The following is a 25,065-nucleotide window of genomic DNA, read 5'->3' on the forward strand; positions in this document are numbered from 1 at the left end:
AGCAGCCCTCACCAGTAACATGCCGCCCCTTATAAAGTCTCGTAAAGTGTTAGATGATTGCCCAACCAATACATGAGCAATGCTCATGACCGTATGCTAGATTTCACTTAATCCACTGCAACAGCAACCGGTAAGATCTCATAATTTTCCAATAAACTTTTCAGCTTGAGACTGAACCATGTCTGCTGCTACTGACCGCGCCACAGCCCCCGACAGTGCACTTACCAACGGAATTAACATGCCCTTGCATTTCTCCTGCAACGGCTGCGGACGATGCTGTCACGGTCATCATGTCCCCCTTACGCTTGAGGAATCCATACGATGGGTCAACGAAGGCGGTCAGATCATCATCCTGACCGAAGGATTTCTTCGCAGCGGTTACGGTGTAGCCCCCGTCCAGTTCCAACATTCGTCCAAACGCTCTCATCTGGTGAATGCTGGCCACACACAAGCCTATGTCACTGCCACTTTCGCTGCCTTTAATCCTGATCGCTGTCAGTTCTTGCGAAATGACAATTCCTGCGGGATTTACGAGAGCAGACCTTTGGTCTGCCGTATCTATCCAGCCGAGATCAACCCACATGTTGTACTGGACAGCAGGCTGAAGGATTGCCCCTCAGAAGTGTGGGAGCGCGGTCCGGAGCTGATCTGCAAGGACGGACGACTCGACGCTGAAACAGCGCGGCTGGTGGAAGCATCTCGAGCTGCCGACCGTGCAGATGCCGCTCGAAAAGTCTGGCTCTGCACCGAGCTGGGCATCGCCCATACCGCGCTGAAAGGCGATGGGTTCATGGCGTGGCTACCGGACACTGTCAGACTGAAGACATTGCTGGCAGCAGATCCTTGTTCCAGCACCGAAGCAACAAACTGGTCGTTCACTGTTTCTTCAGATGCTCTGGTTCAGGAGTTGCAAGCCTTGGGTGCGAATGCAGACAAAGACCTCGGAGACCCCAGCGGGGTGTTCATTCCTTTGAGTCAGTGACGCAGCGAAGAGCGCTAATAATCAATTTTTACCAGCACAGCTGTTCTCAATGCATTAACGCATTCCAGTGCACCTCTGATGAATGCCCTTCATGACTCTTTGCCGATTTACCTGTCTAGTCTTGCCTTGCTCAGTGGCCTACTGTTTTCACAACGCATGCAGCCTGCTCAACCGGCAGTGCCGCAACTCTGTGAGACTCAAATCGCTCAAGGCTGCCAGCCAAAGCGGGAGACCTGAAAAATGCAAAAGCGCACACTGGGCAGCGGGCTCGAGGTATCGACCTTGGGCTTGGGCTGCATGGGCCTTAGCCACGGATATGGCCCAGCCACCGACACGCAACAGGCGGTAGCGCTGATCCGCGCTGCTGTCGAACAGGGCGTCACCTTTTTCGATACCGCAGAGGTATACGGCCCTTACGTCAATGAGCAGGTCCTGGGCGAAGCGCTCGCGCCGGTTCGTGACCAAGTGGTGATCGCCACCAAGTTCGGATTTACCTTCGGCTCAGACAACAAACAGCAGATTCTCAACAGTCGCCCTGAACACATCCGCGTCGCTGTAGAAGGCTCGCTGCGTCGGCTCAAAACAGATGTCATCGACTTGCTCTACCAGCACCGCGTCGACCCCAACGTCCCCATCGAAGAGGTCGCCGGAGTGGTCAAAGAGCTGATCTGGGAGGGTAAGATCAAGCACTTCGGCCTGTCCGAAGCCGGTGCTCAGACTATCAGGCGGGCCCACGCGGTTCAGCCTGTCACCGCCTTGCAAAGTGAATACTCGCTGTGGTGGCGCGCGCCGGAACAGGAAATTCTGCCGACCCTGGCAGAACTGGGCATCGGCCTGGTGCCCTTCAGCCCGTTGGGCAAAGGCTTCCTCACTGGGACCGTGTCGGCCGATCGGTCATTTGCCAGCGATGATTTCCGCAGCATCGTGCCGCGCTTCAGCCAGGAGGCGCTGCACGCCAATCAGGCACTGGTCACGCTGATCTGCGAGATCGCAGTGCAGAAAGCTGCAACGCCTGCACAAATTGCGCTGGCCTGGCTGCTTGCCCAGGCACCCTGGATCGTCCCCATTCCCGGGACCACCAAGCTGCAACGCCTGAAAGAAAATCTGAACAGCGTGAGCATTGCCCTCACCCAGGCCGACCTACGCGCCATTGATTCTGCGCTGGCACAGATTCACATCGTCGGCGAGCGTTATCCCGAATCCCTCAAGGCCCGGGTCGGGCGCTAACGGAGCATGGCGATGAGTGATGAACACGACCCACTTCGCCGAACGGTGGTAGCGGCGCTGGCAAGCGCACCGCTCATGGCCCTGGCAAGTGGTCCAGATGGCAACGAACCACAGCGCGCGCGATCTCGAACACTGGTGGCGTACTTTTCTCGCTCGGGTAACACGCGGGTGGTTGCGGGCCTTATCCAGCGAGGTTTACAGGCAGATATCTTCGAGATTCTTCCAGCCTACCCGTACCCCGCAGACTATCTGCAAACGGTGGAGAAGGCGCGACAGGAGCGCGACAGCGGTTTTGAGCCTGCCCTGGAAAGCAAGGTCCGGGACATATCGCATTACGAGACCGTTCTGCTCGGTTTTCCCATCTGGGGCGAAACGCTACCGCCTATCGTGCGCTCATTCCTGTCTGCCCACGACCTGAGCGGTAAAACCATCATTCCCTTCAGTACCCACGGGGGCTATGGGCTTGGCAACAGCCGCCGAGTGCTTGAACGCCATGCGCCCAATGCCCGCGTGGTTGATGGTTTCGTGATGGAGGACACGCAGGAGCGCAAGACCATGGAGCGCGTCAATGCGTGGGTGAGCCAGAGCGGTATTGCGAAATGAATGCACAGCGCCTTTCGCGCTGACTCGACGAATTTGAAAAATTTCAGAAGGAGTAGACCATGAAGACTCGAAAATTAGGCAAGAACCTGGAAGTGTCCGCACTGGGCCTTGGCTGCATGAGCATGACCTCCGTGTATGGCCCGGCTGCCGACAAGCAAAGCATGATCACGTTGATCCGCAAGGCGCATGAGAGCGGTATCACACTGTTCGATACCGCGGAAGCATATGGCCCCTTCAGTAACGAATCCCTGCTCGGTGAAGCGCTGCAACCGATTCGCGATCAGGTGGTGATAGCCACTAAATTCGGCTTCGACATTGACTTGGTCACTGGTCAACGTGGTGGCGGAACCAATAGCCGGCCTGAACATATTCGTGCAGTTGCAGAAGCCGCGTTGAAGCGGCTGCGTACCGACCGCATCGACCTGTTCTACCAGCACCGCGTCGACCCGCAAGTACCGATCGAAGACGTTGCTGGCACCGTCAAGCAGCTGATAGCTGAAGGCAAGATCAAGCATTTCGGGCTGTCAGAAGCCGGCGTCCAGACCATTCGCCGTGCCCATGCGATCCAACCCCTGACCGCAGTACAAAGTGAGTACTCACTGTTCTGGCGTGAACCCGAGCATGAGTTGCTTGCTGTGTTGCAGGAACTGGAGATTGGCTTCGTACCCTTCAGCCCTCTGGGCGCGGGCTTCCTCACTGGCAAGATAGACGAGCACACCCAGTTTGATGCGTCGGACTTTCGCAATGTTGTCCCTCGTTTCTCCCACGAGGCGCGCAAGGCCAACCTGGCTCTAGTCGAAGTCGTCAAAGGGGTTGCTCAGCAAAAAGGCGCCACGCCCGCGCAGGTGGCATTGGCCTGGCTGCTCGCGCAAAAGCCCTGGATCGTGCCGATTCCCGGGACTACCAAGCAGCATCGCCTGGACGAGAACCTCGGGGCTATCGGGCTGGAACTCACGGCTGGGGATCTGCATTTGATCGATGAGCAGATAGCTCAAATTCAAGTCCGCGGTGAGCGCCTTCCAGAGGCGGCACTGAAGATGACCGGTCTTTGACCAATGAAGCAGCGCTGCGTCTGCATGGCGCCAGCGCTGACGACCTTGATTTCAGGAGCCAGCCACATGAAAAAAATGATCACCGCCCCACTGTTGGCGCTGTCGCTACTGGCCGGAGAAAGCTTAGCCGAGTCGTCCCAAGAAATTCGGATCAGCAGTGCAGGCTCTCAGTCATCGGTTAAGGGTGCTGCGGAAAATTTCACGGGCGCCGTGCGCGTGGATGGTCTGTTCAAAGGTGACCCTCCGGCTCGTATCGGTGGCGGGACAGTGACATTCGAGCCCGGAGCACGTACAGCCTGGCACAGCCACCCCCTTGGCCAGACGCTGATCGTGACTGCCGGTGTAGGTTATGTGCAGCAAGCGGGGGGACCACGTCAGGAAATCCGCCCAGGGGACATAGTCTGGATTCCGCCGCACGTTCGTCACTGGCATGGTGCAAGTGGAAAAACTGGCATGACCCACATCGCAATTTCTGAAGCCGAAAACGGTAAAACGGTCACTTGGGGCGAACACGTTTCAGAAATCGAATACTCGGGGAGTCCGCCAGCAAAGGACCTTTAAAGAGTAACGGGATATGTCACATGTACTCAGAGTTCATCGTTAAGTTTTCGCCGCCGCTGAACCGAAGTTTGCCGAGTAAGGCGCTATAACGCTTCGTTTAGCGCGTTTTACCCACCTTTCGGGAGGAAATTTCCGCTGTTCACCGAGTCGTGGAGGAGCAGCCATTTCACGATTGATGAATTGTACCCATAAGTGCTTGCGGACTAATGGGCTTATTCCTTGTCCTCACCTTCACTAGGCTCTGTCCCCAGAAACACTCAAGGCCTGAACGCTCTGAGCGTTTCATCCTACGCCGACTGCTGTGCGAACACAGCCCCTTGGACAGAGCCTTATGATGAAAAACAAATTAGCAATTGCTCCGCGCTACAACCGCTCGCTAACGGGCTTACTGGCCCTGACCTTGTGGGTTGGCATGGCACCTGGATTTGCGGCACAAACTACCGCGTCAACAGGTGGAGCCCCTCAAGGCCAAACTACTGCGAACGTACTTTCTTCCAAACAACAGGCCATCCCCCGGATTGCAGCTGCCATGGCCACCAGTGACCTGCCCAGGCTCAATGAAGCGTTGAACAGAGGATTGGACGCAGGGCTGACCATTAGTGAAAGCAAGGAAATCCTTGTGCAGTTGTACGCGTATGTCGGCTTCCCGCGCAGCCTTAATGCCCTGAATGAGTTGATGCAGGTGGTGGAGGCACGCAAGCAGCGGGGTATCCAGGATGACCCTGGACGTGAGCCCAGCCATCGCGCACCAACAGGTGATGCCTTGTTGGAAGCCGGTACAGCAAACCAGACCCGAATTTCGGGTGGCGCCGTAAAAGGGCCGGTATTTGATTTCGCCCCCGTCATCAACCAGTTTCTTCAGGCCCATCTGTTCGGCGATATCTTCGAGCGCGACAACCTTGATTGGCAAAGCAGAGAGCTGGCAACCGTCGGCGCACTGGCGGCAACGCCTGGCGTAGAACCGCAGCTGCGCTCCCATATGGCTGCCAGCCTGCGCGTTGGGTTGAGCGCATCGCAACTGCGGCAGGTGGTCACACTGCTCGAGGAAGCTGGAAATGAACAAGCGGCCAGACGCGCAGACAACGCCCTTACTCAGACATTAGCTGCTTTGGAGGACTGATCATGACAGTGAGAAGGAAACTGCTTTGCCTTACCCTGCTGAGCATGGTTACCGCCTGCTCAACTCAGTCAGTAAGTACCAATAACGGCAATGCCCCTCTGATGATTGCGCAACAAGGCAGCTTCGCCGCCGGCGGTATCGTCACTACCGCGCCGGGCACGTTCGATCCGCGCAAGCCTTTGAACCCTGCGGGCCAGACTTACCACGGTGACCATGCCTATGCGTTCTACCAGATACCGGCAAACGCGCGAAAGCTCCCTATCATCATGTGGCACGGCGCAGGCCAGTTTTCCAAAACCTGGGAAACCACGGCAGATGGCCGCGAAGGCTTTCAGAACATTTTTCTGCGACGCCAGTTCGGTGTGTACCTGATTGATCAGCCTCGTCGCGGTGGTGCTGGGCGCAGCTCAGTCGAGACCACCGTCACGCCCACGCCCGACGAACAGCTCTGGTTCAATCAGTTCCGGATCGGGCTGTGGCCCAATTATTTCGACGGTGTGCAGATGGCCCGCGATGCACAGTCGCGGGAGCGGTTCTTCCGTGCGATGACACCTAACACCGGCCCATTCGACATGAACGTGGTTGCCGACGGTGTGTCGGCCGTGTTCCAAAGAACCGGCCCCGGCATCCTGTTCACCCATTCGCAAGGAGGCGGGCCCGGCTGGCTGACCGCGATCAAGAACGACAAAGTCAAGGCAATCGTGGCCTTCGAGCCGGGAAGCAGCTTTATCTTCCCCGAAGGTGAAGTCCCGGCGCCGATGCCCAGTGCATTCGATACGGTGCAAGGTGCAGCGGTACCGATGGCACAGTTCATGGCGCTCACCCGCATCCCGATCCTTGTGCTGTACGGCGACAACATCCCCGATCACGCAGTGGACTTGCCTGCACAAGACAGTTGGCGTGCACGCCTGGCGATGGCCCGGGCATGGGCCGATACCGTCAATCGACATGGCGGCGACGTGCGGCTGATTCACCTGCCTGAGATAGGCATCAAGGGCAACACCCATTTCCCCATGTCGGACCTGAACAACCTGGCGATCGCCGACCTGGTGTCCAAGTTCCTCAACGAGAAAAACCTGGACTGACTTCCCCTTTGACCCAAGCGTTTTCGTCCCAAGAGGCTTATTCATGCGAAACACTATTGTAAAGGCCACGTTCATGGCCGCCATGGTCGGCTTGTATGCGGGCCCAGCCGCCGCAGCCGATTACAAGAAAAATCCCTTTACCTTGGCGTATGAGGGCGCCCTCACGAAGAATGAGCCAGGCAAGGTCAATATCCACCCGGTCAGCTACAAGCTGAATGACCTGGCTATCGCGGCGAACGTATACACCCCGGCCAATTACGATCCAAAGAAGCGCTACCCGACCGTGGTGGTCGCTCACCCCAATGGTGGCGTGAAGGAGCAAGTCGCCGGGTTGTATGCCCAGCGCCTGGCTGAGCAGGGTTATATCACCATTACTGCAGATGCGGCCTACCAGGGTGCCAGCGGTGGCCAGCCGCGCAGTATCGACAAGCCAGCCTATCGCATTGAAGACATCCACGGCATGGCCGACTTCATCACCCAGTACGCCGGGGTCGATGGCAACCGTCTGGGCCTTCTGGGTATTTGCGGCGGCGGGGGCTACTCCTTGGCGGCGGCGGAAACCGACAAGCGTTTCAAATCGGTAGCGACCGTCAGCATGTTCAATTCCGGTCGGGTGCGGCGCAATGGTTACAACGATTCGCAGCTGGATACCATCCCGCAACGTCTGCAGCAGGCCTCTGCCGCCCGCGCACAGGAAGCAGCCGGTGGCGAAGTGCTCTACTCCGGTGACGCCAACCTGACCGATGAGCAGATCGCAAAACTCCCGTTTGATCTGTATCGTCAAGGCTACGAGTACTACTGGAAAACCCACGCCCACCCCAACTCAACCTTCAAGTACACCACCAGCAGCCTGCTGGATCTGATGCGCTTCGACGCGACCAACCAGATCGAACTGATTGATCAGCCATTGCTGATGATCGCCGGCAGCAAGGCCGACAGTCTGTACATGACCCAGGATGCGTTCCCCAAGGCTATCGGGGCAAAAGACAAGGAAATGTTCATCATTGAGGGTGCGACGCACATTGAAACGTACTGGGTTCCCAAGTACGTGAGCGCGGCAATCGGCAAATTGACCGCTTTTTATGCTCGAACGCTCTGAGTTTCGAACCTACAGTTGAACAATACATGCCATACGATCCAGTGGGACAGGATTGCATGGCATGAACCTACGCCAGCTCAAAAAAGGTCATCGTCGATGTCCCGCTCGAACCTGAACGACCTCCAAGCCTTCGTGATCATCGCTCGCGAAGGCAGCTTCACCCGCGCCGCTGCCCAGCTCGGCATATCGCAGTCGGCCTTGAGCCACACCATGCGCGCGCTGGAAACCCGGCTTGGCGTACGATTGCTGACGCGAACCACCCGCAGCGTTTCACCCACTGAGGCAGGCCAACGGCTGTATCTGGCCATGGCACCGCGGTTTGAAGAGATAGAAATGGAGCTCGCCGCAGTCAGCGAGTTTCGCGACAGCCCTGCAGGTAGTGTGCGCATTTCTGCTTCCGAGCATGCCGCGAACAACATCCTCTGGCCGAAGCTGATGAAGGTTCTCCCGGACTATCCAGACATCAAGGTCGAAATCACTGTCGACTATGCGCTGTCCGACATTGTTGCGCAGCGTATCGATGCAGGCGTGCGCCTGGGTGACCAGGTGGCCAAGGACATGATTGCCGTCGCGATCGGCCCTCGCCTGCGTATGGCAGTCATCGCATCACCCACGTATTTCCAGAAACGGCCTGCGCCACAAACGCCGGGAGATCTGGCCGCGCACAACTGCATCAACCTCCGCCTCGCCACCCATGGCAGCTTGCTGCAATGGGATTTCGAGAAGGATGGCCACGAACTGAAAGCGCGTGTCGACGGGCAATGGACCTTCAACAGCAGCGTCCCGATCTTGAGAGCTGCAGTGGCAGGATGCGGATTGGCATTTCTACCCGAGGACATGGTGGCCAGGGAGCTCGCCGAGGGTAGCCTGGTCCGGGCCATGGAGGATTGGTGCCAGCCCTTTGCGGGCTACCACATCTACTTCCCCAATCGCCGCGAACACTCGTCAGCATTCAGGGTAGTGATTGATGCATTGCGTCATAGCGAATGATCTAGGCTCTATACGCAATCCCAAGAAACCGAGTCGCCGCCCCTCCAGCGCTGAGATTTTGTAGAGTCCTCCGCCGTCGACGGAAAGGAATCCCGTGATGGCAAAGCGTTACGAACTCTCGGATGAGGCCTGGGCTGTGGTTGCTGATCTCTTCTCCGAAACCCATGGCTGGGGGCCGCCCCGCCTGAGCGCCCCCTGATGCTCTGTGGTTTATTGATCGCTGCCCGCTTCGACAACCTGCCAACTGTCATCCGGATCGAAACGTTTCATGCCCTTGGCCAACGCTTCGCCCTCGGGCCCCAGGTCCTTCTCGAACACCTGCCCGTCATGGCTGACCATGAAGCTCATCACGCCGGTGTCGTTGTACCTGGCCGGCCAGGCGACCATGGCGAAGCCACGGCTCATATGCTTGCCGATCAGGTAACTGTACGCACCACCCGGTGCCGAAGGGCCTTGAGCCTCGAGGATGCGGAAGTGGTAGCCGTACCAGTCATCACCGGGTGCATTCTGGCCGAACAGCGGGCCCAGCGGGCTGACCTGCCCGCCCGTTTCGTCCGCCCAGTACAAGCCGTCGCGCTTGCCGGGTGTGCTGAAAACCTGCCGGGCGTACTCCAGTGCGCCATCACCGTTATGGTCCTGCGTGGCGTAGTCCATCTGCGCATCGTGATAGGCAAGCAGCGACTGCACAGCGGCCAACTCGTCGCGGCCAATGCGCCGGGCACGAATCTCGGCACTGCCGGCCTTGAGGTCAAAGCGCCAGCCGCTGGCAGTTCGAGTGAGCGGAATGGGCAAGGTCCACTGCTCGCTGCCCACCGCCAGAATGGCCTGCCGGTCACCGTGCATCTGGATCTGGTGCTGCTGGTGGTACTGCTGCACGAACGCATCCACGTCGCTGCGCTGCACACCTTCGCGGGGGATGTAGGTGCGCCAGTCGTCACCGAGCAACTGCGTCAGGCGCGCCTGGTCTGCCTGCTCCACCCCCAGCGCCTCGACGAAGGCTGCGGCGGCCTTCTCCGGCGTGGAGAATGCCTGCTGCGCGGTGGCCAGGCATGACCAGGCGGCGCCAAGGGCAAACAGCCACAGGCCCAGCGACGACTTGCTTTGGCTCATGTTCATCGACGCCCCCCTCCACCACGGTGCATGGCCGCACTGGGCCGGGAGATGGTATGGCCCGCCGCACGCGATGCACTCGGCCGCTTGGCGAGCGCCTGGCTGGTGCGGCCACGGTTGGCCTGCGCCGCAGAGCGTGAGGGGGATCGCACGCCGTCGAACGCATTGTTCTTCGCCCTCCCAGCGCTATTGCCCGGTTTGTTGTGCAGCGCCTGGCGTGCCTGGCCGTTTGCCTGCCGGTGCTCCGCAGCACGGGGCCTGCTGGCCTGGGCTTCGCGAGCCCGGTCACGGGCTTCACGATTGCTGGTGGCCGGGCGTTCGATACCCGCCCGGTCCATCGAAGCACGGGCGCGATCGCGTGCCTGTGCACGCTGGGCATCGTCGCCACGGTAAGCTGCACGCTGGCTGGCACCGTCGAGCTGGCGGCCGAATTGCTGGCGGCTGCGGTTGTCACGGTACGGCACCCCATCGCGGTGCACGGCGTTGTGCTGCCAGGTGTTCTGGTTGTTGGCGATGCGGTTGTTGACGTTGATGTTGTTGTAACGATTGACGTCGATATCGATGTCGTTGCGCCCCCAGTCGCAATCGCCCCACAGCGAATTGACGATCGCAACGCCAGTACCGAACGCAAGCCCGGCCAACAGCGCGCTGCCGGCGTAGTACAGCGGCGATGGCGGGTAATACACCGGCGGTGATGCGGGGTAGGCCCAGGTTCCGTAAGCGGTGGTCGGGTTGTAGGTGGGCACATACACCACCTGCGGGTCGGCCGGCTGGATGATGATGGTGCTGGAGGACGAACTGCTGGCCGGCGCCGCTTGCGAGCTGGGCGCGGCTGCCGGGGCAGCCTGCACCGTGACGTTCTGGTACTGGTTGCTCTGCAGGTTGCCTGCGGCCTTGGCCTGCTGGCGCAGACGCTGCACGGCACCCATCACATCATCAGGCTGGGCCAGAAACGCATCCCCAAGGCGCTGCACCCACACCGGGTCCTGCCCGAGAACCACCAGTACCTGCGGGAACGCCACCAATGCCTGGACACTCGGGTCCCAGGCCTGCGTCGCCACTTGTTTGACAGCCTCATCACCCTGAGCCTTGGGATTGGCCTTGGACCACGTCACTGCTTCGGCCACTTCACCGGGATAGGTGGCGGCCATCAGTACCTGTGCCAGCAGCGCGTCGGGATACAGCGCAATCGGCGCGAGCATCTGGTCCAGTTGCTCGGGGTTGAACACCGCCTGCTTGGCGGGTGCCGCCTCGGCGGCCGGTGCAGGCTCTTGCGCCTGGACCAGGCCTGGTTCACCACCCAGGCAAAGCAGAAGCGCCACGGCACATAACAATGGCATGCGCATCACAGTATCCCTCTGGCCCATACCGCGTGGAACTTAAGGTTAGCAAAGGCTGCCGTTCTCACACGGTGCTATCGATAGTCACTATCGAGAATGGCAATTTCTAATGATCGCGTCGGCTCAATAATCTTGCTCCATCGATTCGTCACACACCCATCTCCCGAATCCTGGAGCTTGCCGATGAACACTACGGCCCGCCTGCTGTTCGCCACCCTGTCCGCCGCTGCCATTGCCGTGCTCAGCGGTTGCGCCACCCACCCCGAACTGCGCCCCTACACCGCAGAAGAAACCCGCCAGCTGCAGCTCGAAGCCATCCAGCGCCAGGCACTCTCCCTGGATGAGTACGAGCTGCGCAAACGCGTGATCCTGCGCGCCGCCAGCGAACAGGTGGTGACCGAGGTGGCGGAGCCGGCCGGGGCGATAAAAGGTTGAATTGAAAGCCAGGCCATACGCTCACGTGCGGCCCCTGATCGACATCACCACCCGTTTGAAGCAGACCACGCTGTTTTCCCCGCCAGCCAACACGGGTATCCTGTGCCGCTCAAGCGCAAGCCTTCCAGGACGGTGACCATGACCAGGCCCCTTCTGTTGCTCAGTGCGGCCCTGCTGTTCAGCCCGGTGCTGCAAGCGCAGCAGATCCAACGCCAACTGGGCGATTTCGACTTCAAACTTGGCACCACGCCTTCACGCAGCATGGCCCAGGGGCTGATCTCGCCCAGCGCCAGCGGCGCCTTTCACGGTGGCCTGGACCTCAGCCACCCAAGCGGTTGGTACGTGGGCCAGTACGCGCCGAGCATGGGCGTGACGCCTGATTCCACACTGCGCCTTGACAGCTACCTGGGCTACAAGCACCACTTCGACAGCACACTGGGTTACGAAGTAGGCCTGATCCACTACAGCCAGCCGAACATCGCAGGGCCGGACAGCTATGCGTTGTATGGCGGCATTTCGGTCATGGGCAGCCGAATCGGCGGGGCCTGGCGTGACAACCCGGACAATCGCACCGGCACCCTGTTCGCCGATTTTGGCCAGCTGCCGCTGTTCGACATCGACCTCACGGTCAAACTCGCCCATCACCGCCTGGGCACGCCCTTCACCATCGGCGACGGCAGCCAGGTGAATGCGTTCTCCGACTGGTCGCTGGAGCTGTCGCGCCCCTGGCTGGGCATCGACCTGAACCTGATCTACAGCAACTCCGACCTCAACGGCGGGGGCTGCGGTGCCTATGCCGGTATCAACACGTATTGCGAGAGCATGCTGACGTTCAAGGCTCAGCGCAGTTTCTTCTAGGGGGCCGGGGGCGGTTGCAGTGCGCTGTCTGCCCCCTCAGGCATCAAGGTGGCGATCAACGCCCTCACCGTCCCTGGCAACGCATCCAGCTCGCGCACCAGAATGCTGCGCTCGCGCACGGCCCACGCTTCATCCAGCTCGATGGTGACCAGGTTCATGGTCTGGCTGTGCCGGACAGCCGCCGACTCGGGGATGATGCCAATCCCCACGCCCGCCTCCACCAGCCGGCATATGGCCTCGAAGCTCGACAGCTGGATACGCAGCGACAGATTCAGGCCCATGCGTTCGACATGGTCGCGCAGGAAACTGAGCAAGGTGCTGCCGTCGTGCAGGCCGATATGCTGAAACGCCAGTGTCTGCTTGAGCGTGACCTGCCTGCTGGCAGCCAGCTCATGCCCTGCCGGCACGATCAGTACCAGCCGGTCGGTACTGAAGTGCAGCACCTGCAAACCGCTGGCTTCCACGGGGCCGGCAATGATGCCCATGTCGCTGCTGCCATCGAGTACACCGCGCACGATATCCCGCGACAGGCGCTCCTGCAGGTCCACGGTCACGCCGGGACGTTTGGCGAGAAAGCCCGCCAGCACTTCGGGCAGGAATTCGGTGACCGCGGTGGTGTTGGCAAAGATGCGGATATGCCCGGCCGAATCGGTGCCGAACTGGGCGAATTCGGCTTTCAGGTAGTCCACCTGGCGCATGATCAACCGCGCGTGCATGAGCAGTTTTTGCCCGGCCGGGGTCAGTTCGACGCCGCGACTGTCGCGGTACAGCAGGCGCGTGTCGAGCTGCGCCTCCAGGGCCTTGACGCGCGCACTTGCAGCTGCCGGTGAGAGGAATGCGCGCCGCGCGCCTTGGGTCAGGCTCGGTGACTCGCCGATATGAATGAACAGCCTCAGGTCTGCCAGATCAAAATGCATGGGCCTATCCGAATGTGGAGCAGGCGTTCAGCATACATGAACGCTGCCTTACATAAATGCAAATTCACAGAATGCCAGGTGCCTCGCATGATCGCTGCATAACAACAAATGCAGAGGCCAATGGTTATGACTGCTACGCACCCGCCCACGGATTACAGCGCCTGGATCGGCCGCACGGAAGAGGCCGTCGATGAGCTCAGCCGCAACCTGATCAAACGTATCGCCGCCACCTTCGGCGAAGCCGCCCCCGCCGTGGGGCAGCCCCTGCCGCCGCTATGGATGTGGTGCTTTTTCCAGGAACCGGTGGCCGAAACGCTACTGGGCAGCGATGGTCACCCGGCGCGCGGCGGCTTTCTGCCCCCCGCCGATAACCGCAACCGCATGTGGGCCGGGGGCCGTGTCGAGTTCATTTCCCCGCTCAAGGTCGGCGCCGAGGCCCATCGCCTGTCGACCATCGTAAATATCGAGGAAAAGCATGGGCGCAGTGGCGCATTGCTGTTCGTCACGGTGCGCCACGAGTACTCCCAGCAGGGCGAACTGTGCGTACGTGAAGAGCAGGATATCGTCTACCGCGAACCGAACCCGCCCAAATTGAGCAGCGCCGCGCCAACCGCCCCAGGCGACTGGAGCGAGGCCGTCACGCCCTCCCCGACTCTGCTGTTCCGTTACTCCGCCGTCACCTTCAACGGCCACCGCATCCACTATGACCACCCCTATGTCACCGGCACCGAAGGCTACGCCGGCCTGGTCGTGCACGGCCCCTTGATCGCCACCCTCACCCTGCGCGCCTTCCTGCGCGCCAACCCTGGCAAGCGCCTGCGCCAATTCGCCTATCGCGGCGTACGCCCACTGACCGTGCCCACGCCATTCGAAGTGGCCGGGCGCATCGGCGCACCGGGCCAGGCGCAACTGTGGGCCGGCAATGCCGACGGCGTGGCGCAGAGCGCCGACGTGTTTTTCGACTGAGAACTGGACAGGGAACCCCGCATGCATACGTACGACAGTGATGACCTCAATGCCATCCGCGAAGGCGTGCGCGCCTTGTGCGCCGAATTCGACGCCAGCTACTGGCGCAAAATCGATGAAGAAAAAGGCTTCCCTGAAGCCTTTGTAAAAGCCATGACCGATGCCGGGTGGCTGTCGGCGATGATTCCGGAGCAGTACGGCGGATCGGGCCTGGGCCTGGCTGAAGCCTCGGTCATCCTCGAAGAAGTGAATGCCTGCGGTGGCAACTCCGGCACCGTGCATGGGCAGATGTACAACATGTTCACCTTGCTGCGCCATGGCAGCGAGGAACAGAAGCGCCACTACCTGCCCAAGCTGGCCAGTGGCGAGCTGCGCCTGCAGTCGATGGGTGTGACCGAGCCCACCACCGGTACCGACACCACCAAGATCAAGACCACCGCGGTGCGCCAAGGCGACAAGTACGTGATCAACGGGCAAAAAGTGTGGATCTCGCGGGTCCAGCATTCCGACCTGATGATCCTGCTGGCCCGCACCACGCCTTTGCCTGAGGTGAAGAAAAAGTCCGAGGGCATGTCGATCTTCCTGGTCGACCTGCGCGACGCCATTGGCAAGGGCCTGACCGTGCAGCCGATCGCCAACATGGTCAACCACGAGACCAACGAGCTGTTCTTCGACAACCTGGAACTGCCGGCCAGCAGCCTGATCGGCGAAGAAGGCAAAGGCTTCAGGTACATCCTCGACGGCCTCAACGCAGAGCGTACCTTGATTGCCGCCGAGTGCATCGGTGACGGCCGCTGGTTCGTCGAAAAAGCCAGCGCCTATGCCCGTGACCGCGTGGTGTTCGGCCGGCCGATCGGGCAGAACCAGGGTGTGCAGTTCCCCATCGCCGAAGCGCACATCGAAATCGAAGCCGCCGACCTGATGCGCTGGCGCGCCTGCGCCGAATATGACAGCGGGCAGAATGCCGGGGCCAGCGCCAACATGGCCAAGTACCTGGCGGCGAAGGCCTCGTGGGAAGCCGCCAATGCGTGCCTGCAAACCCATGGCGGGTTTGGCTTCGCCTGCGAGTACGACGTCGAGCGCAAGTTCCGCGAGACCCGCCTGTACCAGGTGGCGCCGATTTCCACCAACCTGATCCTGTCCTACGTGGCCGAGCACCTGCTCGAACTGCCGCGCAGCTTCTGAGGGCCTGAGCATGCAGCATACCCACGCCCTGGCCGGCTTTCTCGCCGACCTGCGCTACACGCACCTGCCCGGCCACGTGCTGGACCGCACTGAAGACCTGTTCCTGGACTGGCTTGGCTCGGCCTTTGCCAGCCAAGGCGCGCACCCGATCCCGCTGTTCGAGCGCTATGCCGAACGCATGGGGCCTGCGCAGGGCAATGCTCGAGTATTGACCAGCGGGCGCACGTCATCCCCCTACTTCGCTGCCCTGGTCAATGGCGCGGCCTCGCACCTGGTCGAGCAGGACGACCTGCACAACAGCTCGGTGCTGCACCCGGCGACCGTGGTGTTTTCTGCCGTACTGGCGGCGGCACAGGACCTTGGCAAGTCTGGCCAGGACCTGCTGCTGGCCGCAGTCGCCGGCTATGAAGCCGGCATCCGCATCGGTGAATTCCTCGGTCGCTCGCACTACCGCATCTTCCATACCACCGCCACTGTCGGCACCCTGGCCGCAGCCGTCGGGGTGGGCAAACTGCTGGGCTTCAACCAGGCGCAGTTCATCAACCTGCTCGGCAGCGCCGGCACCCAGGCCGCCGGGCTCTGGGAGTTCCTGCGCGACGCCGCCGATTCGAAGCAGTTGCATACCGCCAAGGCCGCCGCCGACGGCCTGCTGGCCGCCTACCTCACCGCCGATGGCCTGAGCGGTGCACGCAATATCCTCGAAGGCGAACAGGGCATGGCCGCCGGCATGTCCAGCGATGCCGACCCGGCGCGCCTGAGCGACCGCCTGGGCACGCGCTGGGCGCTGGTGGAAACCTCGTTCAAGTACCACGCTTCGTGTCGCCACACCCACCCCGCCGCCGATGCCTTGCTGCTGCTGATGCAGCGCGAAGGCCTGGGCCATGAACAGATCGCCAGGGTCGTCACCCGCGTGCATCAGGGTGCGATCGATGTGCTTGGCCGCGTCACCACACCTGCCACCGTGCACCAGGCCAAGTTCTCAATGGGTACCGTACTCGGCCTGATTGCAGTGCATGGCAGTGCGCAACTCATCGACTTCCGTGACCTGGCGCTGACCGACCCACAGGTCGCGCACTTTCGCGAGCACGTAGAGATGCAACTGGACGCCGAAGTGGACGCCGCCTACCCCAAGCGCTGGCTGGGCCGCGTGGACGTTACCTGCACCGATGGCCGCAGCTTCAGCGCCGCCATCGACGAACCTAAAGGCGACCCCGGCAACACCCTGTCGCGCCCGGAGCTTGCGGCCAAGTTTCAGCGCCTGCTGGCGTATTCCGGCGCGCGCAGCCCGGCCCAGGGCCAGGCATTGATCGAGCGCGTCTGGCAACTGCGCGACGCCCGCTCGCTGGCTGATCTGCACTGAACACCAACAGGTGACCCTATGACCCAAACAACGCCCCGCCCGCTGGACGGCATCACCGTGATCAGCCTGGAGCACGCCATCGCAGCGCCCTTCTGCACCCGCCAACTGGCCGACCTCGGCGCCCGCGTGATCAAGGTCGAGCGCCCTGGCAGCGGCGACTTCGCCCGCGGCTACGATCAGCGTGTCGATGGCCTGGCCTCGCACTTCGTATGGACCAACCGCTCCAAGGAAAGCCTCACCCTGGACCTCAAGCAGGACGCCGCCGACGGTATTCTCGAGGCCCTGCTGGCCAAGGCGGATGTGCTGGTGCAAAACCTCGCACCGGGCGCGGCAGCGCGCATGGGCTTGTCGTTCGACGCCCTGCACGGGCGCTTCCCACGGCTTATCGTGTGCGATATCTCGGGGTATGGCGAAGGCGGCCCTTATGAAAAGAAAAAGGCCTACGACCTGCTGATCCAGAGCGAAGGCGGCTTTCTCTCGGTAACCGGTGGCCCTGGCGAAAACGACATGGCCAAGGCCGGCTGCTCGATCGCCGATATCGCCGCCGGCATGTACGCCTATACCGGCGTGCTCTCGGCGTTGCTGCTGCGTGACAAGACCGGCATCGGCAGCCGCATCGACGTGTCGATGCTCGAAAGCCTGGTGGAGTGGATGGGCTACCCGATGTACTACGCCTACAACGGCGCCCCGCCTCCCCCGCGCGCCGGCGCTTCGCACTCCACCATCTACCCGTATGGGCCGTTCCCAACCGGCGGTGGCGGCACCATCATGCTTGGCCTGCAGAACGAACGGGAATGGGCCTTGTTCTGCGAAAAGGTGCTGCTTGACCCGGCGCTGGCCAGTGATGACCGCTTCAATGCCAACTTCAAGCGCTCAGATAACCGCGAGGTGCTGCGGCAGATCATCATCGAGGGCTTCGCCAGCCTGTCGCTGGACGAGGTAGTGGCACGCCTTGAAGATGCGCAAATCGCCAACGCCCGGGTCAACGACATGCACGGGGTGTGGCAACACCCGCAGTTGCAGGCCCGCGGCTGCTGGCGTGAAGTGGACAGCCCGGCCGGCAAGCTGCCCTCGCTGCTGCCACCAGGGCGCAACGCGGCCTTTGCCCCGCGCATGGACGCCGTGCCGGCGCTGGGGCAACACACCCAGGGCATCCTCGGCGAGCTGGGCTTCAGCCCGGCAGAGCAAGCCAGCCTGGCCGCAGGTGGTGTGGTATGAACAGCGTGCGCTCTGCACTGTTCGTACCCGGCAGCCGGCCTGAGCGTTTCGCCAAGGCGCTGGCGGCAGGGGCCGATGCCGTCATCGTCGATTTCGAGGATGCCGTGGAGGAACCCCTCAAGCGCCAGGCCCGGGACCACCTGGAGGCGTTCCTGCAGGCCACGCCATTGGCGTCGGTGTGGGTCCGGGTGAATGCGCCGCAGCACGCCGAGCATGCGGCAGACCTGGCCTTCTGCGCGCAGCAGCCTGGCATCGCCGGCGTGCTGCTGCCCAAGGTGGAAAACGCCGCACAGGTGGCCGTTGCCCGGCACACCGGCAAACCGGTATGGCCCATCATCGAAAGCGCCAAGGGCCTGCTCGCGCTGGAGCAGATCGCCCATGCCGAGGGGGTCGAGCGGTTGTCGTTCGGCAGCCTCGACTTGGCGCTGGATCTACACTTGAACACCGACAGCGCTGCTGCCAGGCAGTTTCTCGACCAGGCGCGCATGGCCGTGCAGCTACACTCGCGGGGTGCCGACCTGCTGCCGCCGCTCGATGGTGTGTTTCCTGCCATTGGCGACGCCGAAGGGTTGCACCAGGCGATGCGGCATGCCTACGACCTGGGGTATGGCGGGGCGTTGTGCATTCACCCCAGGCAAGTGCCGGTGATTCACGCGGCACTCGCACCCGACGCCCAAGCGCTGGCCTGGGCCCGGCGGGTGCTGGCGGCGAGCGCCGCAGCGAACGGGGCCGGTGCGTTTCAGCTGGACGGGCAGATGGTGGATGCGCCGGTCGTGTTGCGGGCGCAGCGGTTGTTGGCACAGGCGTCCGGTTGAACTGGGTTGGCGTTCGGCTATACCGAATGCCGCCTTACACAAATGCTAATTCACCACACGCAAGCCATTGGTCCATCGTTACATCCATCCTCCTACAAAAATAAATCAGAGGTGACATCGATGTTCAAGCTGACCCAGGCGCTGTTCTGCGCCGCCGCAGTGTCCATGGCCGGCCTTGCACAGGCTGCCGACCCGATCATCATCAAGTTCGCCCACGTGGTGGCCGACAGCACGCCCAAAGGCCAAGGTGCACTGATGTTCCAGAAGCTGGTGGCGGCGGACCCGCAGCTCAAGGACAAGGTCAAGGTCGAGGTCTACCCCAACTCGTCGCTGTTCGGCGACGGCAAGGAGATGGAAGCGCTACTGTTGGGTGATGTACAGATGCTGGCGCCTTCACTGGCCAAGTTCGAGCACTACAACAAACAGGTGCAGATCTTCGACCTGCCGTTCCTGTTCGACGACCTGGCGGCCGTCGACCGCTTCCAGCAAGGCCCGCAGGGCAAGGCACTGCTGACCTCGATGGACGACAAAGGCATCCACGGCCTGGCCTACTGGCACAACGGCCTCAAGCAGCTGTCGGCCAACAAGAAAGTGATCCTGCCCAAAGATGCCCGCGGCCTGAAATTCCGCGTGCAAGCCTCCAGCGTGCTCGAAGAGCAGTTCAAGGCGATCCGTGCCAACCCGCGCAAGATGAGCTTTGCCGAGGTTTATCAGGGCCTGCAGACCGGCACGGTCAATGGCACCGAAAACACCTGGTCGAACTACGAAAGCCAGAAGGTCAACGAGGTGCAGCCGTTCTTCACCGAGACCAACCACGGCCTGATCGACTACATGGTGATCACCAACGCCAAGTTCTGGAACGGCCTGCCTGAGGACGTACGTGGCGAGCTGCAAACGCTCATGGACCAGGTCACCGTCGAGGTGAACAAACAGGCCGAAGCCCTCAACCAGACCTCCAGGCAGAAAATCATCGATGCCAAGACCAGCGAGATCGATGCCCTGACTGCCGAGCAGCGCCAGCAATGGCGTGAGGCCATGCGCCCGGTGTGGGACAAGTTTTCCGATCAGATCGGCGCTGACTTGATCAACGCAGCCGAGGCCGCCAACAAGGCTTCCTGACAGCCGCCCGCCCTGCCCCGGCCACCTGTTGCACAGGTGGCCAGCCCTCTCTCTGTCTGGAGAATTCCTATGCAATCGCTCAGGCGTGTCTGGGAGCACTTCGAGGAGGGCATGATCGCCCTTCTCCTGGCGGCCATGACCTTGGTGACCTTCGTCTACGTAGCACTGAACAACCTCTATACCGTGTTCTACACGCTCAGTGACCACTGGGCTTTTGCCAGTGACCTGCTGCTGGGCATCGGCGACCACCTGATGGGTTACGCCCAGGAAATGACCTGGAGCATCGCCCTGACCAAGGCGCTGTTCGGCTGGCTGATCTTTTTCGGTATTGCCTATGGCGTGCGCACCGCAGGCCACCTGGGGGTGGACGTACTGGTGCGGCGCACCCGCAAGCCAGTGCAACGGGTGCTGGCGATGATCGCCTGTGCCTGTTGCCTGGCGTACGCCGGGCTGTTCCTGGTGGCCAGCATCAAATGGGTAAGCGCAGTGCTGGTGGCCGGCATCGGCGCCGAAGACCTGGACCGCTATGGCATCAAGGTTGGCCATATTGCGCTGATCGTGCCCTTCGGTTTCGCCTTGGTCATTGTCCGCTACCTGGAGATCCTCTATCGCCTGTTCACCCATCGCCAGTATGGCCTGGGCCTGGCCGACGAGGCTGCAGAGGCGAGCAAGCTGGCCAACCCGGGTGAGGAGCATCACTGATGACGGTTATCTGCCTGTTCCTGTTGTTGTTCGTGTTCATGTTCCTGGGGGTGCCGATCGCAATTTCGCTGGGCTTGTCGGGCGCACTTTCAATCCTGATGTTCAGCCAGGACTCACTGAGCTCGCTGGCGATCAAGCTGTTCGAGACCTCCGACAGCTACACCTTCCTGGCCATCCCGTTCTTCCTGCTGTCGGGCGCGTTCATGACCACCGGTGGCGTGGCCCAGCGGCTGATCGACTTCGCCAACGCCTGTGTCGGGCACATACGCGGCGGCCTGGCCATTGCCGCAGTGCTGGCATGCATGCTGTTCGCCGCGCTGTCGGGCTCGTCGCCGGCCACGGTCGCGGCGGTGGGCTCGATTGCCGTTGCCGGCATGGTGCGCTCCGGTTACCCCCGCGAGTTCGGCGCGGGGATCATCTGCAACGCCGGCACCCTGGGCATCCTGATTCCGCCATCGATCGTCATGGTGGTGTACTCGGCGGCGACCGAGACCTCGGTAGGCAAGCTGTTCATGGCCGGTGTGGTGCCAGGCATCCTGCTGGGCCTGGCGCTGATGGTGACGATCTACATCGTCGCCCGGATCAAGAAACTGCCCGCACAACCTCGTGCCAGTTTTGCCGAATGGTTGAGCACCGCCAGGCGCGCGTTCTGGGGGCTGTTGCTGCTGGTGATCATCCTGGGCGGCATCTACAGCGGCATGTTCACCCCCACCGAGGCGGCCGCCGTGGCAGCGGTGTACTCGGCGTTCATCGCACTGTTCGTGTACAAGGACATGCGCCTGCGCGACTGCCCGAAGGTGTTGCTGGAGTCGGGCCGGCTGACCATCATGCTGCTGTTCATCATCGCCAACGCCATGTTGTTTGCCCATGTGCTGACCACCGAGCAGATCCCTCAGCAGATCACCCAGTGGGTGATGTCCGAAGGACTGACGCCGATCGGTTTCCTGATCATGGTCAACGTGGTGCTGCTGGTGGCGGGCAGCTTCATGGAGCCGTCGGCGATCATCCTGATCCTGGCGCCGATCTTCTTCCCGATCGCCATGAAGCTTGGGATCGACCCGATTCACCTGGGCATCGTCATGGTGGTGAACATGGAGATCGGCCTGGTGCATCCGCCGGTGGGGCTGAACCTGTTCGTGACTTCAGCGGTGACGGGCCTGACGCTGGGGCAGACGATTCGCGCCGCGCTGCCGTGGCTGTCGATCCTGCTGCTGTTCCTGGTACTGGTGACTTACGTGCCGTTCATTTCGCTGGCACTGCCGCAGTGGCTGGGCATGCCGTAATGCACTGACCTTCCGGGCCCCATCGCCGGCACGCTGGCGACGGGGCCGTACAGGCTTCAGATCCCTCCCCCCTCCAGCACCTGCGACATCACCTGGGCCAGTGCCGTGACCATCACATCCGCCGTCGGCCGGTGGACGATGACGATTTCGTAGCTGTCCACCTCCGGCAACCCGTGTTGCCTGCCAAGCACCCGATGCTCAAGGGTCGCCGCCCGTGGTGGCAACAGGCTGATGCCCATGCCGTCGGCCACCGCGGCCTGGATGCCACTGAGGCTGGAGCTGGTGAAACTGATGCGCCAGCGCCGGCCCATGCCTTCGATGGCGGTGATCATGTCATCGCGGTACAACCCGCGTGGCGGAAAGGTCACCAGCGGGATCGGGTCGAGCTCGAAGGACGGCATGCGTGCACTGTCGATCCACTGCAGGCGCTCGGGCCAGCACGCCACGCCTTCGCGGCTGTTGCGTCGCTGCTTGAGCAATACCAGGTCAAGTTCGCCGTTGTCATAGGCCTGGCTGAGGTCGCGGCACAGGCCGCTGGTGACCTCCAGCTTGACCTGCGGGTGCAGCCGGCTGAATGCCGACAGCGCGTTGGTGGTGCGCCCGCCAACGAAATCTTCGGGAACGCCCAAACGGACGGTGACGCCGACCATGGCACCGGCCAAGGCTTCGAGCATCTGGTCGTTCAATGCCAGCATGTGCCGGGCGTAGCCGAGCAAGGTCTGGCCGGCGTCGGTCGGCAACACGTCACGGTTACCGCGCACCAGCAGGCGGTGGCCGACCATGTCCTCGAGACGCCGGACTTTCTGGCTGATGGTCGATTGCGTCGAATGCAGGCGTGCGGCAGCGGTGGTGAAGCTGCCACAATCGGCCACCACGACAATGGCACGCAGCAGGTCGAGGTCGAACAGAGCCCTATTCGATTTAACGCTGATAGACATCCTGGTATTCAACTTTTGAATGACAAGGTTGTCTTCTACCATGGCTAATCGCCAAGCGCCACGCCTTCGCGCCGCGGGTCGGCGCCCCCCGCCCAGCCTGCGCCGGTACGCTGGATGATCTGCATGCCGCTGGTCATGGTCATGGGCGTCACCTCATGGCCCCAGGCCGCCAATTGCCGGACCAGCGCCGGGCTGGTCAGCCCGGCTTCCACTTCGGTACCGGCGTTACGGCTGCCGAAGTTGGGCAGGTTGCTGGCCTGTTGCGGGTCGAGCCGCCAGTCCAGCAAACCCACCAGCGCCTTGTTCACGTAGCCGATGATCTGCGAGCCACCGGGTGATCCGAGGCTGGCCACCAGTTCCCCGGACGCCTGCGAAAACACCAGGGTCGGGGCCATCGCCGACAACGGCCGCTTTCCCGGTTCAACCCGGTTGGCAACGGGCTTGCCGTTCTCCTGTGGGATGAAGGAAAAGTCGGTCAACTGATTGTTCAGCAGGAAGCCCTTGACCATCAGGTGCGAACCGAATGCCGCCTCTACCGAAGTGGTCATAGCCAGCGCCTGACCGCTGTCATCCACCGCCGAAAGGTGCGAGGTGGAGATGCGCAACGGCGAACGGTCCGGGGCCAAGGCCAGGTCCGCGCCCTGCGGCTTGCCCGGTCGCGCATGTTTCATGCTGAAGTCGCCGATCAACTCGGCCCGCCCGGCCAGGTACCCCGGGGCGGTCAATGCCTTGAGCGGTATCGGCACATAGTCGCTGTCGGCCAGGTACTGGGCACGGTCGGCGTAGGACAGCCGTTCGGCCTCGGCGATCAGGTGAACGGCCAGCGGCGCAGGCTCAAGGCCTGCCGGCGAAGCACTGACGCTGGGCGGCAGCTTCGCAAGGTCGCGTTGTGGCATGGCGTGCTGCAGCGCCTCGAGGATGCCCAAGGTCTGCAGCACGGTCACTGCACCTGACGATGGCGGCGGCATGCCGCAGATCTGCCAGGCCTTGTAAGGGCCGCATAACGGCGTGCGCTCCTTGGCCTGGTACTGGCGCAGATCCTCCAGTGACAGGAGCCCGGCATTGGCATGCGCCTGTACCTGGGTGACGATCGCTTCGGCAATTTCACCGGTATAGAACGCATCGACGCCCTGCTGTGCGATGCGTTCGAAGGTATGCGCAAGTTCGGGGTTGCGCAGCAGCGCCCCCACCGCCAGCGGCTGGCCGTGCTCATCCAGGAAATAGCGGGCCATGGTGGGTGAACCGGCGATGAAAGGGTCACCCGCCAGCAACGCATGCAGGCGCTCGGACACAGGGAAGCCACTGCGCGCCAAGGCAATGGCCGGCGCGAACAGTTGATGCCACGGTAGCTTGCCATGTTGCTCGTGCGCCATTTTCAAGGCACGCAGCACCCCTGGTACGCCTACCGAGCGCCCGCCGATCTGCGCTGCGCGGAACGGCATCGGGGTGCCGTCCGGTTGCAGGAACAGCGTTGGCGTCACTGCGGCCGGCGCGGTCTCGCGGCCGTCGAATGCCTGTACCCGTTTGCCGTCCCAGTACAGGATGAACGCCCCACCGCCAATGCCGCTCGATTGCGGCTCGACCAAGGTGAGTACCATTTGCATGGCAATTGCCGCATCGATGGCACTGCCACCGGCGCGCAGCATCGCCCGCCCGGCTTCGCTGGCCAGCGGGTTGGCAGCCGCCACCATGTGCCGGGTGGCGTGAACCGGGTGCAGGCCGGAGCGGTAACCTGACCCAAGCTCCGGGGGCGCGGGCAGCGGCTGGTCGGCCCAAGCCCATTGGCTGGCCAGGGCAAGGCACAGGGTGCTGATCAATCGGGTTGACGATGGCATTGGTGGCGTCCTGTCGAAGTGCATGCCTTTGGGCGCCCAACATAAACCAGGCCATGTACTGCGCAAAGCGCCGCGGCACCACCTCGACATTCAATGCAGAATTTTTCGTATACAAAAATGAACATTTCTGGTTACATCAACCCGCGCCTACGACAGTGGTAATCGCCGCTGCGTATTGCGACAGGCTAAAGCCATGCATTACCCCTATCTGCTCAATCCCTTCGAGCGCCCTCTGCGAATCGACGCATTCGCCGTTCACCCGTCG

Annotated in this window: 24 protein-coding genes; 19 read left to right on the top strand and 5 right to left on the bottom strand. The window is 61.9% G+C overall.

Annotated features, from left to right (window positions below):
• Positions 1–238: 238 nt before the first annotated feature.
• The 9 genes from EGJ09_RS10335 to EGJ09_RS10375 all read left to right on the top strand — a co-directional run bounded on the left by EGJ09_RS10335 (position 239) and on the right by EGJ09_RS10375 (position 8,719).
• Positions 239–982, top strand: coding sequence for a YkgJ family cysteine cluster protein (locus EGJ09_RS10335; protein WP_125923772.1), 744 nt, complete (start codon positions 239–241; stop codon positions 980–982).
• Between the two features lie 240 nt (positions 983–1,222).
• Positions 1,223–2,209 (top strand): aldo/keto reductase, encoded by a 987-nt coding sequence (locus EGJ09_RS10340; RefSeq protein WP_125923773.1) that lies wholly within the window; start codon positions 1,223–1,225, stop codon positions 2,207–2,209.
• Between the two features lie 12 nt (positions 2,210–2,221).
• The gene (locus EGJ09_RS10345; protein ID WP_125923774.1) at positions 2,222–2,812 is read left to right on the top strand and encodes a flavodoxin; all 591 of its coding nucleotides are present in this window, start codon (positions 2,222–2,224) and stop codon (positions 2,810–2,812) included.
• Between the two features lie 59 nt (positions 2,813–2,871).
• Positions 2,872–3,864, top strand: a complete 993-nt coding sequence (locus EGJ09_RS10350) for an aldo/keto reductase (RefSeq protein WP_125923775.1) — start codon at positions 2,872–2,874, stop codon at positions 3,862–3,864.
• Between the two features lie 66 nt (positions 3,865–3,930).
• Positions 3,931–4,425: a cupin domain-containing protein gene (locus tag EGJ09_RS10355; protein WP_125923776.1), complete on the top strand. Its 495-nt coding sequence runs from the start codon at positions 3,931–3,933 to the stop codon at positions 4,423–4,425.
• 334 nt (positions 4,426–4,759) lie between these two features.
• Complete coding sequence (locus EGJ09_RS10360) at positions 4,760–5,545, top strand: carboxymuconolactone decarboxylase family protein (RefSeq protein WP_125923777.1); 786 nt, start codon at positions 4,760–4,762, stop codon at positions 5,543–5,545.
• Positions 5,546–5,589: 44 nt separating this feature from the next.
• Positions 5,590–6,630 carry an alpha/beta fold hydrolase gene (locus EGJ09_RS10365; RefSeq protein WP_371928075.1) on the top strand — a complete coding sequence of 347 codons (1,041 nt, stop codon included), beginning with the start codon at positions 5,590–5,592 and terminating at the stop codon, positions 6,628–6,630.
• Between the two features lie 43 nt (positions 6,631–6,673).
• The gene (locus tag EGJ09_RS10370) at positions 6,674–7,729 is read left to right on the top strand and encodes an alpha/beta hydrolase (protein WP_125923779.1); all 1,056 of its coding nucleotides are present in this window, start codon (positions 6,674–6,676) and stop codon (positions 7,727–7,729) included.
• Positions 7,730–7,825: 96 nt separating this feature from the next.
• Complete coding sequence (locus tag EGJ09_RS10375) at positions 7,826–8,719, top strand: LysR family transcriptional regulator (protein WP_125923821.1); 894 nt, start codon at positions 7,826–7,828, stop codon at positions 8,717–8,719.
• Between the two features lie 210 nt (positions 8,720–8,929).
• Here the strand turns inward: EGJ09_RS10375 and EGJ09_RS10380 are convergent, their stop codons facing one another.
• Positions 8,930–9,835, bottom strand: coding sequence for a DUF2950 domain-containing protein (locus tag EGJ09_RS10380; protein WP_125923780.1), 906 nt, complete (start codon positions 9,833–9,835; stop codon positions 8,930–8,932).
• Entirely contained in the window at positions 9,832–11,175 is a 1,344-nt protein-coding gene (locus EGJ09_RS10385; protein ID WP_119687250.1) for a DUF3300 domain-containing protein, read from the bottom strand. Before EGJ09_RS10385 ends, EGJ09_RS10380 begins: the two co-directional genes overlap by 4 nt.
• A gap of 177 nt (positions 11,176–11,352) precedes the next feature.
• On the opposite strand from EGJ09_RS10385, the gene EGJ09_RS10390 reads away from it, so the two are divergent.
• A complete protein-coding gene (locus EGJ09_RS10390) occupies positions 11,353–11,604 on the top strand; it encodes a hypothetical protein (RefSeq protein ID WP_012314889.1) in 252 nt (83 codons plus the stop codon).
• Positions 11,605–11,742: 138 nt separating this feature from the next.
• Positions 11,743–12,462, top strand: a complete 720-nt coding sequence (locus tag EGJ09_RS10395) for a TorF family putative porin (protein ID WP_012314890.1) — start codon at positions 11,743–11,745, stop codon at positions 12,460–12,462.
• Here the strand turns inward: EGJ09_RS10395 and EGJ09_RS10400 are convergent.
• The gene (locus tag EGJ09_RS10400) at positions 12,459–13,379 is read right to left on the bottom strand and encodes a LysR family transcriptional regulator (RefSeq protein WP_115274526.1); all 921 of its coding nucleotides are present in this window, start codon (positions 13,377–13,379) and stop codon (positions 12,459–12,461) included. The two genes, EGJ09_RS10395 and EGJ09_RS10400, sit on opposite strands and share 4 nt — an antisense overlap.
• A gap of 126 nt (positions 13,380–13,505) precedes the next feature.
• On the opposite strand from EGJ09_RS10400, the gene EGJ09_RS10405 reads away from it, so the two are divergent.
• From EGJ09_RS10405 to dctM, 8 genes are all read left to right on the top strand, one after another.
• Positions 13,506–14,345, top strand: a complete 840-nt coding sequence (locus EGJ09_RS10405) for a MaoC family dehydratase N-terminal domain-containing protein (RefSeq protein ID WP_125923781.1) — start codon at positions 13,506–13,508, stop codon at positions 14,343–14,345.
• A gap of 21 nt (positions 14,346–14,366) precedes the next feature.
• A complete protein-coding gene (locus EGJ09_RS10410) occupies positions 14,367–15,530 on the top strand; it encodes an acyl-CoA dehydrogenase family protein (protein ID WP_046785812.1) in 1,164 nt (387 codons plus the stop codon).
• A gap of 10 nt (positions 15,531–15,540) precedes the next feature.
• Positions 15,541–16,890 (top strand): MmgE/PrpD family protein, encoded by a 1,350-nt coding sequence (locus tag EGJ09_RS10415; RefSeq protein WP_115274524.1) that lies wholly within the window; start codon positions 15,541–15,543, stop codon positions 16,888–16,890.
• A gap of 18 nt (positions 16,891–16,908) precedes the next feature.
• A complete protein-coding gene (locus tag EGJ09_RS10420; protein ID WP_125923782.1) occupies positions 16,909–18,108 on the top strand; it encodes a CaiB/BaiF CoA-transferase family protein in 1,200 nt (399 codons plus the stop codon).
• Positions 18,105–18,923, top strand: coding sequence for a CoA ester lyase (locus tag EGJ09_RS10425; protein WP_046785809.1), 819 nt, complete (start codon positions 18,105–18,107; stop codon positions 18,921–18,923). Before EGJ09_RS10420 ends, EGJ09_RS10425 begins: the two co-directional genes overlap by 4 nt.
• 120 nt (positions 18,924–19,043) lie before the next feature.
• Positions 19,044–20,042: a TRAP transporter substrate-binding protein gene (locus tag EGJ09_RS10430; RefSeq protein WP_125923783.1), complete on the top strand. Its 999-nt coding sequence runs from the start codon at positions 19,044–19,046 to the stop codon at positions 20,040–20,042.
• Positions 20,043–20,111: 69 nt separating this feature from the next.
• A complete protein-coding gene (locus EGJ09_RS10435) occupies positions 20,112–20,744 on the top strand; it encodes a TRAP transporter small permease (RefSeq protein WP_046785807.1) in 633 nt (210 codons plus the stop codon).
• The gene (gene dctM / locus EGJ09_RS10440; RefSeq protein WP_046785806.1) at positions 20,744–22,027 is read left to right on the top strand and encodes a C4-dicarboxylate TRAP transporter large permease protein DctM; all 1,284 of its coding nucleotides are present in this window, start codon (positions 20,744–20,746) and stop codon (positions 22,025–22,027) included. Before EGJ09_RS10435 ends, dctM begins: the two co-directional genes overlap by 1 nt.
• A 56-nt stretch (positions 22,028–22,083) precedes the next feature.
• Here dctM and EGJ09_RS10445 read toward each other — a convergent pair whose 3' ends face one another.
• Both EGJ09_RS10445 and ggt read right to left on the bottom strand, forming a co-directional pair.
• Positions 22,084–22,965, bottom strand: coding sequence for a LysR substrate-binding domain-containing protein (locus EGJ09_RS10445; protein WP_119687255.1), 882 nt, complete (start codon positions 22,963–22,965; stop codon positions 22,084–22,086).
• Between the two features lie 44 nt (positions 22,966–23,009).
• Positions 23,010–24,800, bottom strand: a complete 1,791-nt coding sequence (gene ggt, locus EGJ09_RS10450) for a gamma-glutamyltransferase (protein WP_125923784.1) — start codon at positions 24,798–24,800, stop codon at positions 23,010–23,012.
• Positions 24,801–25,065 lie beyond the last annotated feature (265 nt).

Origin of the sequence: Pseudomonas sp. p106, from assembly GCF_003936645.1 — a bacterium.
Lineage (GTDB): Bacteria > Pseudomonadota > Gammaproteobacteria > Pseudomonadales > Pseudomonadaceae > Aquipseudomonas > Aquipseudomonas putida_E.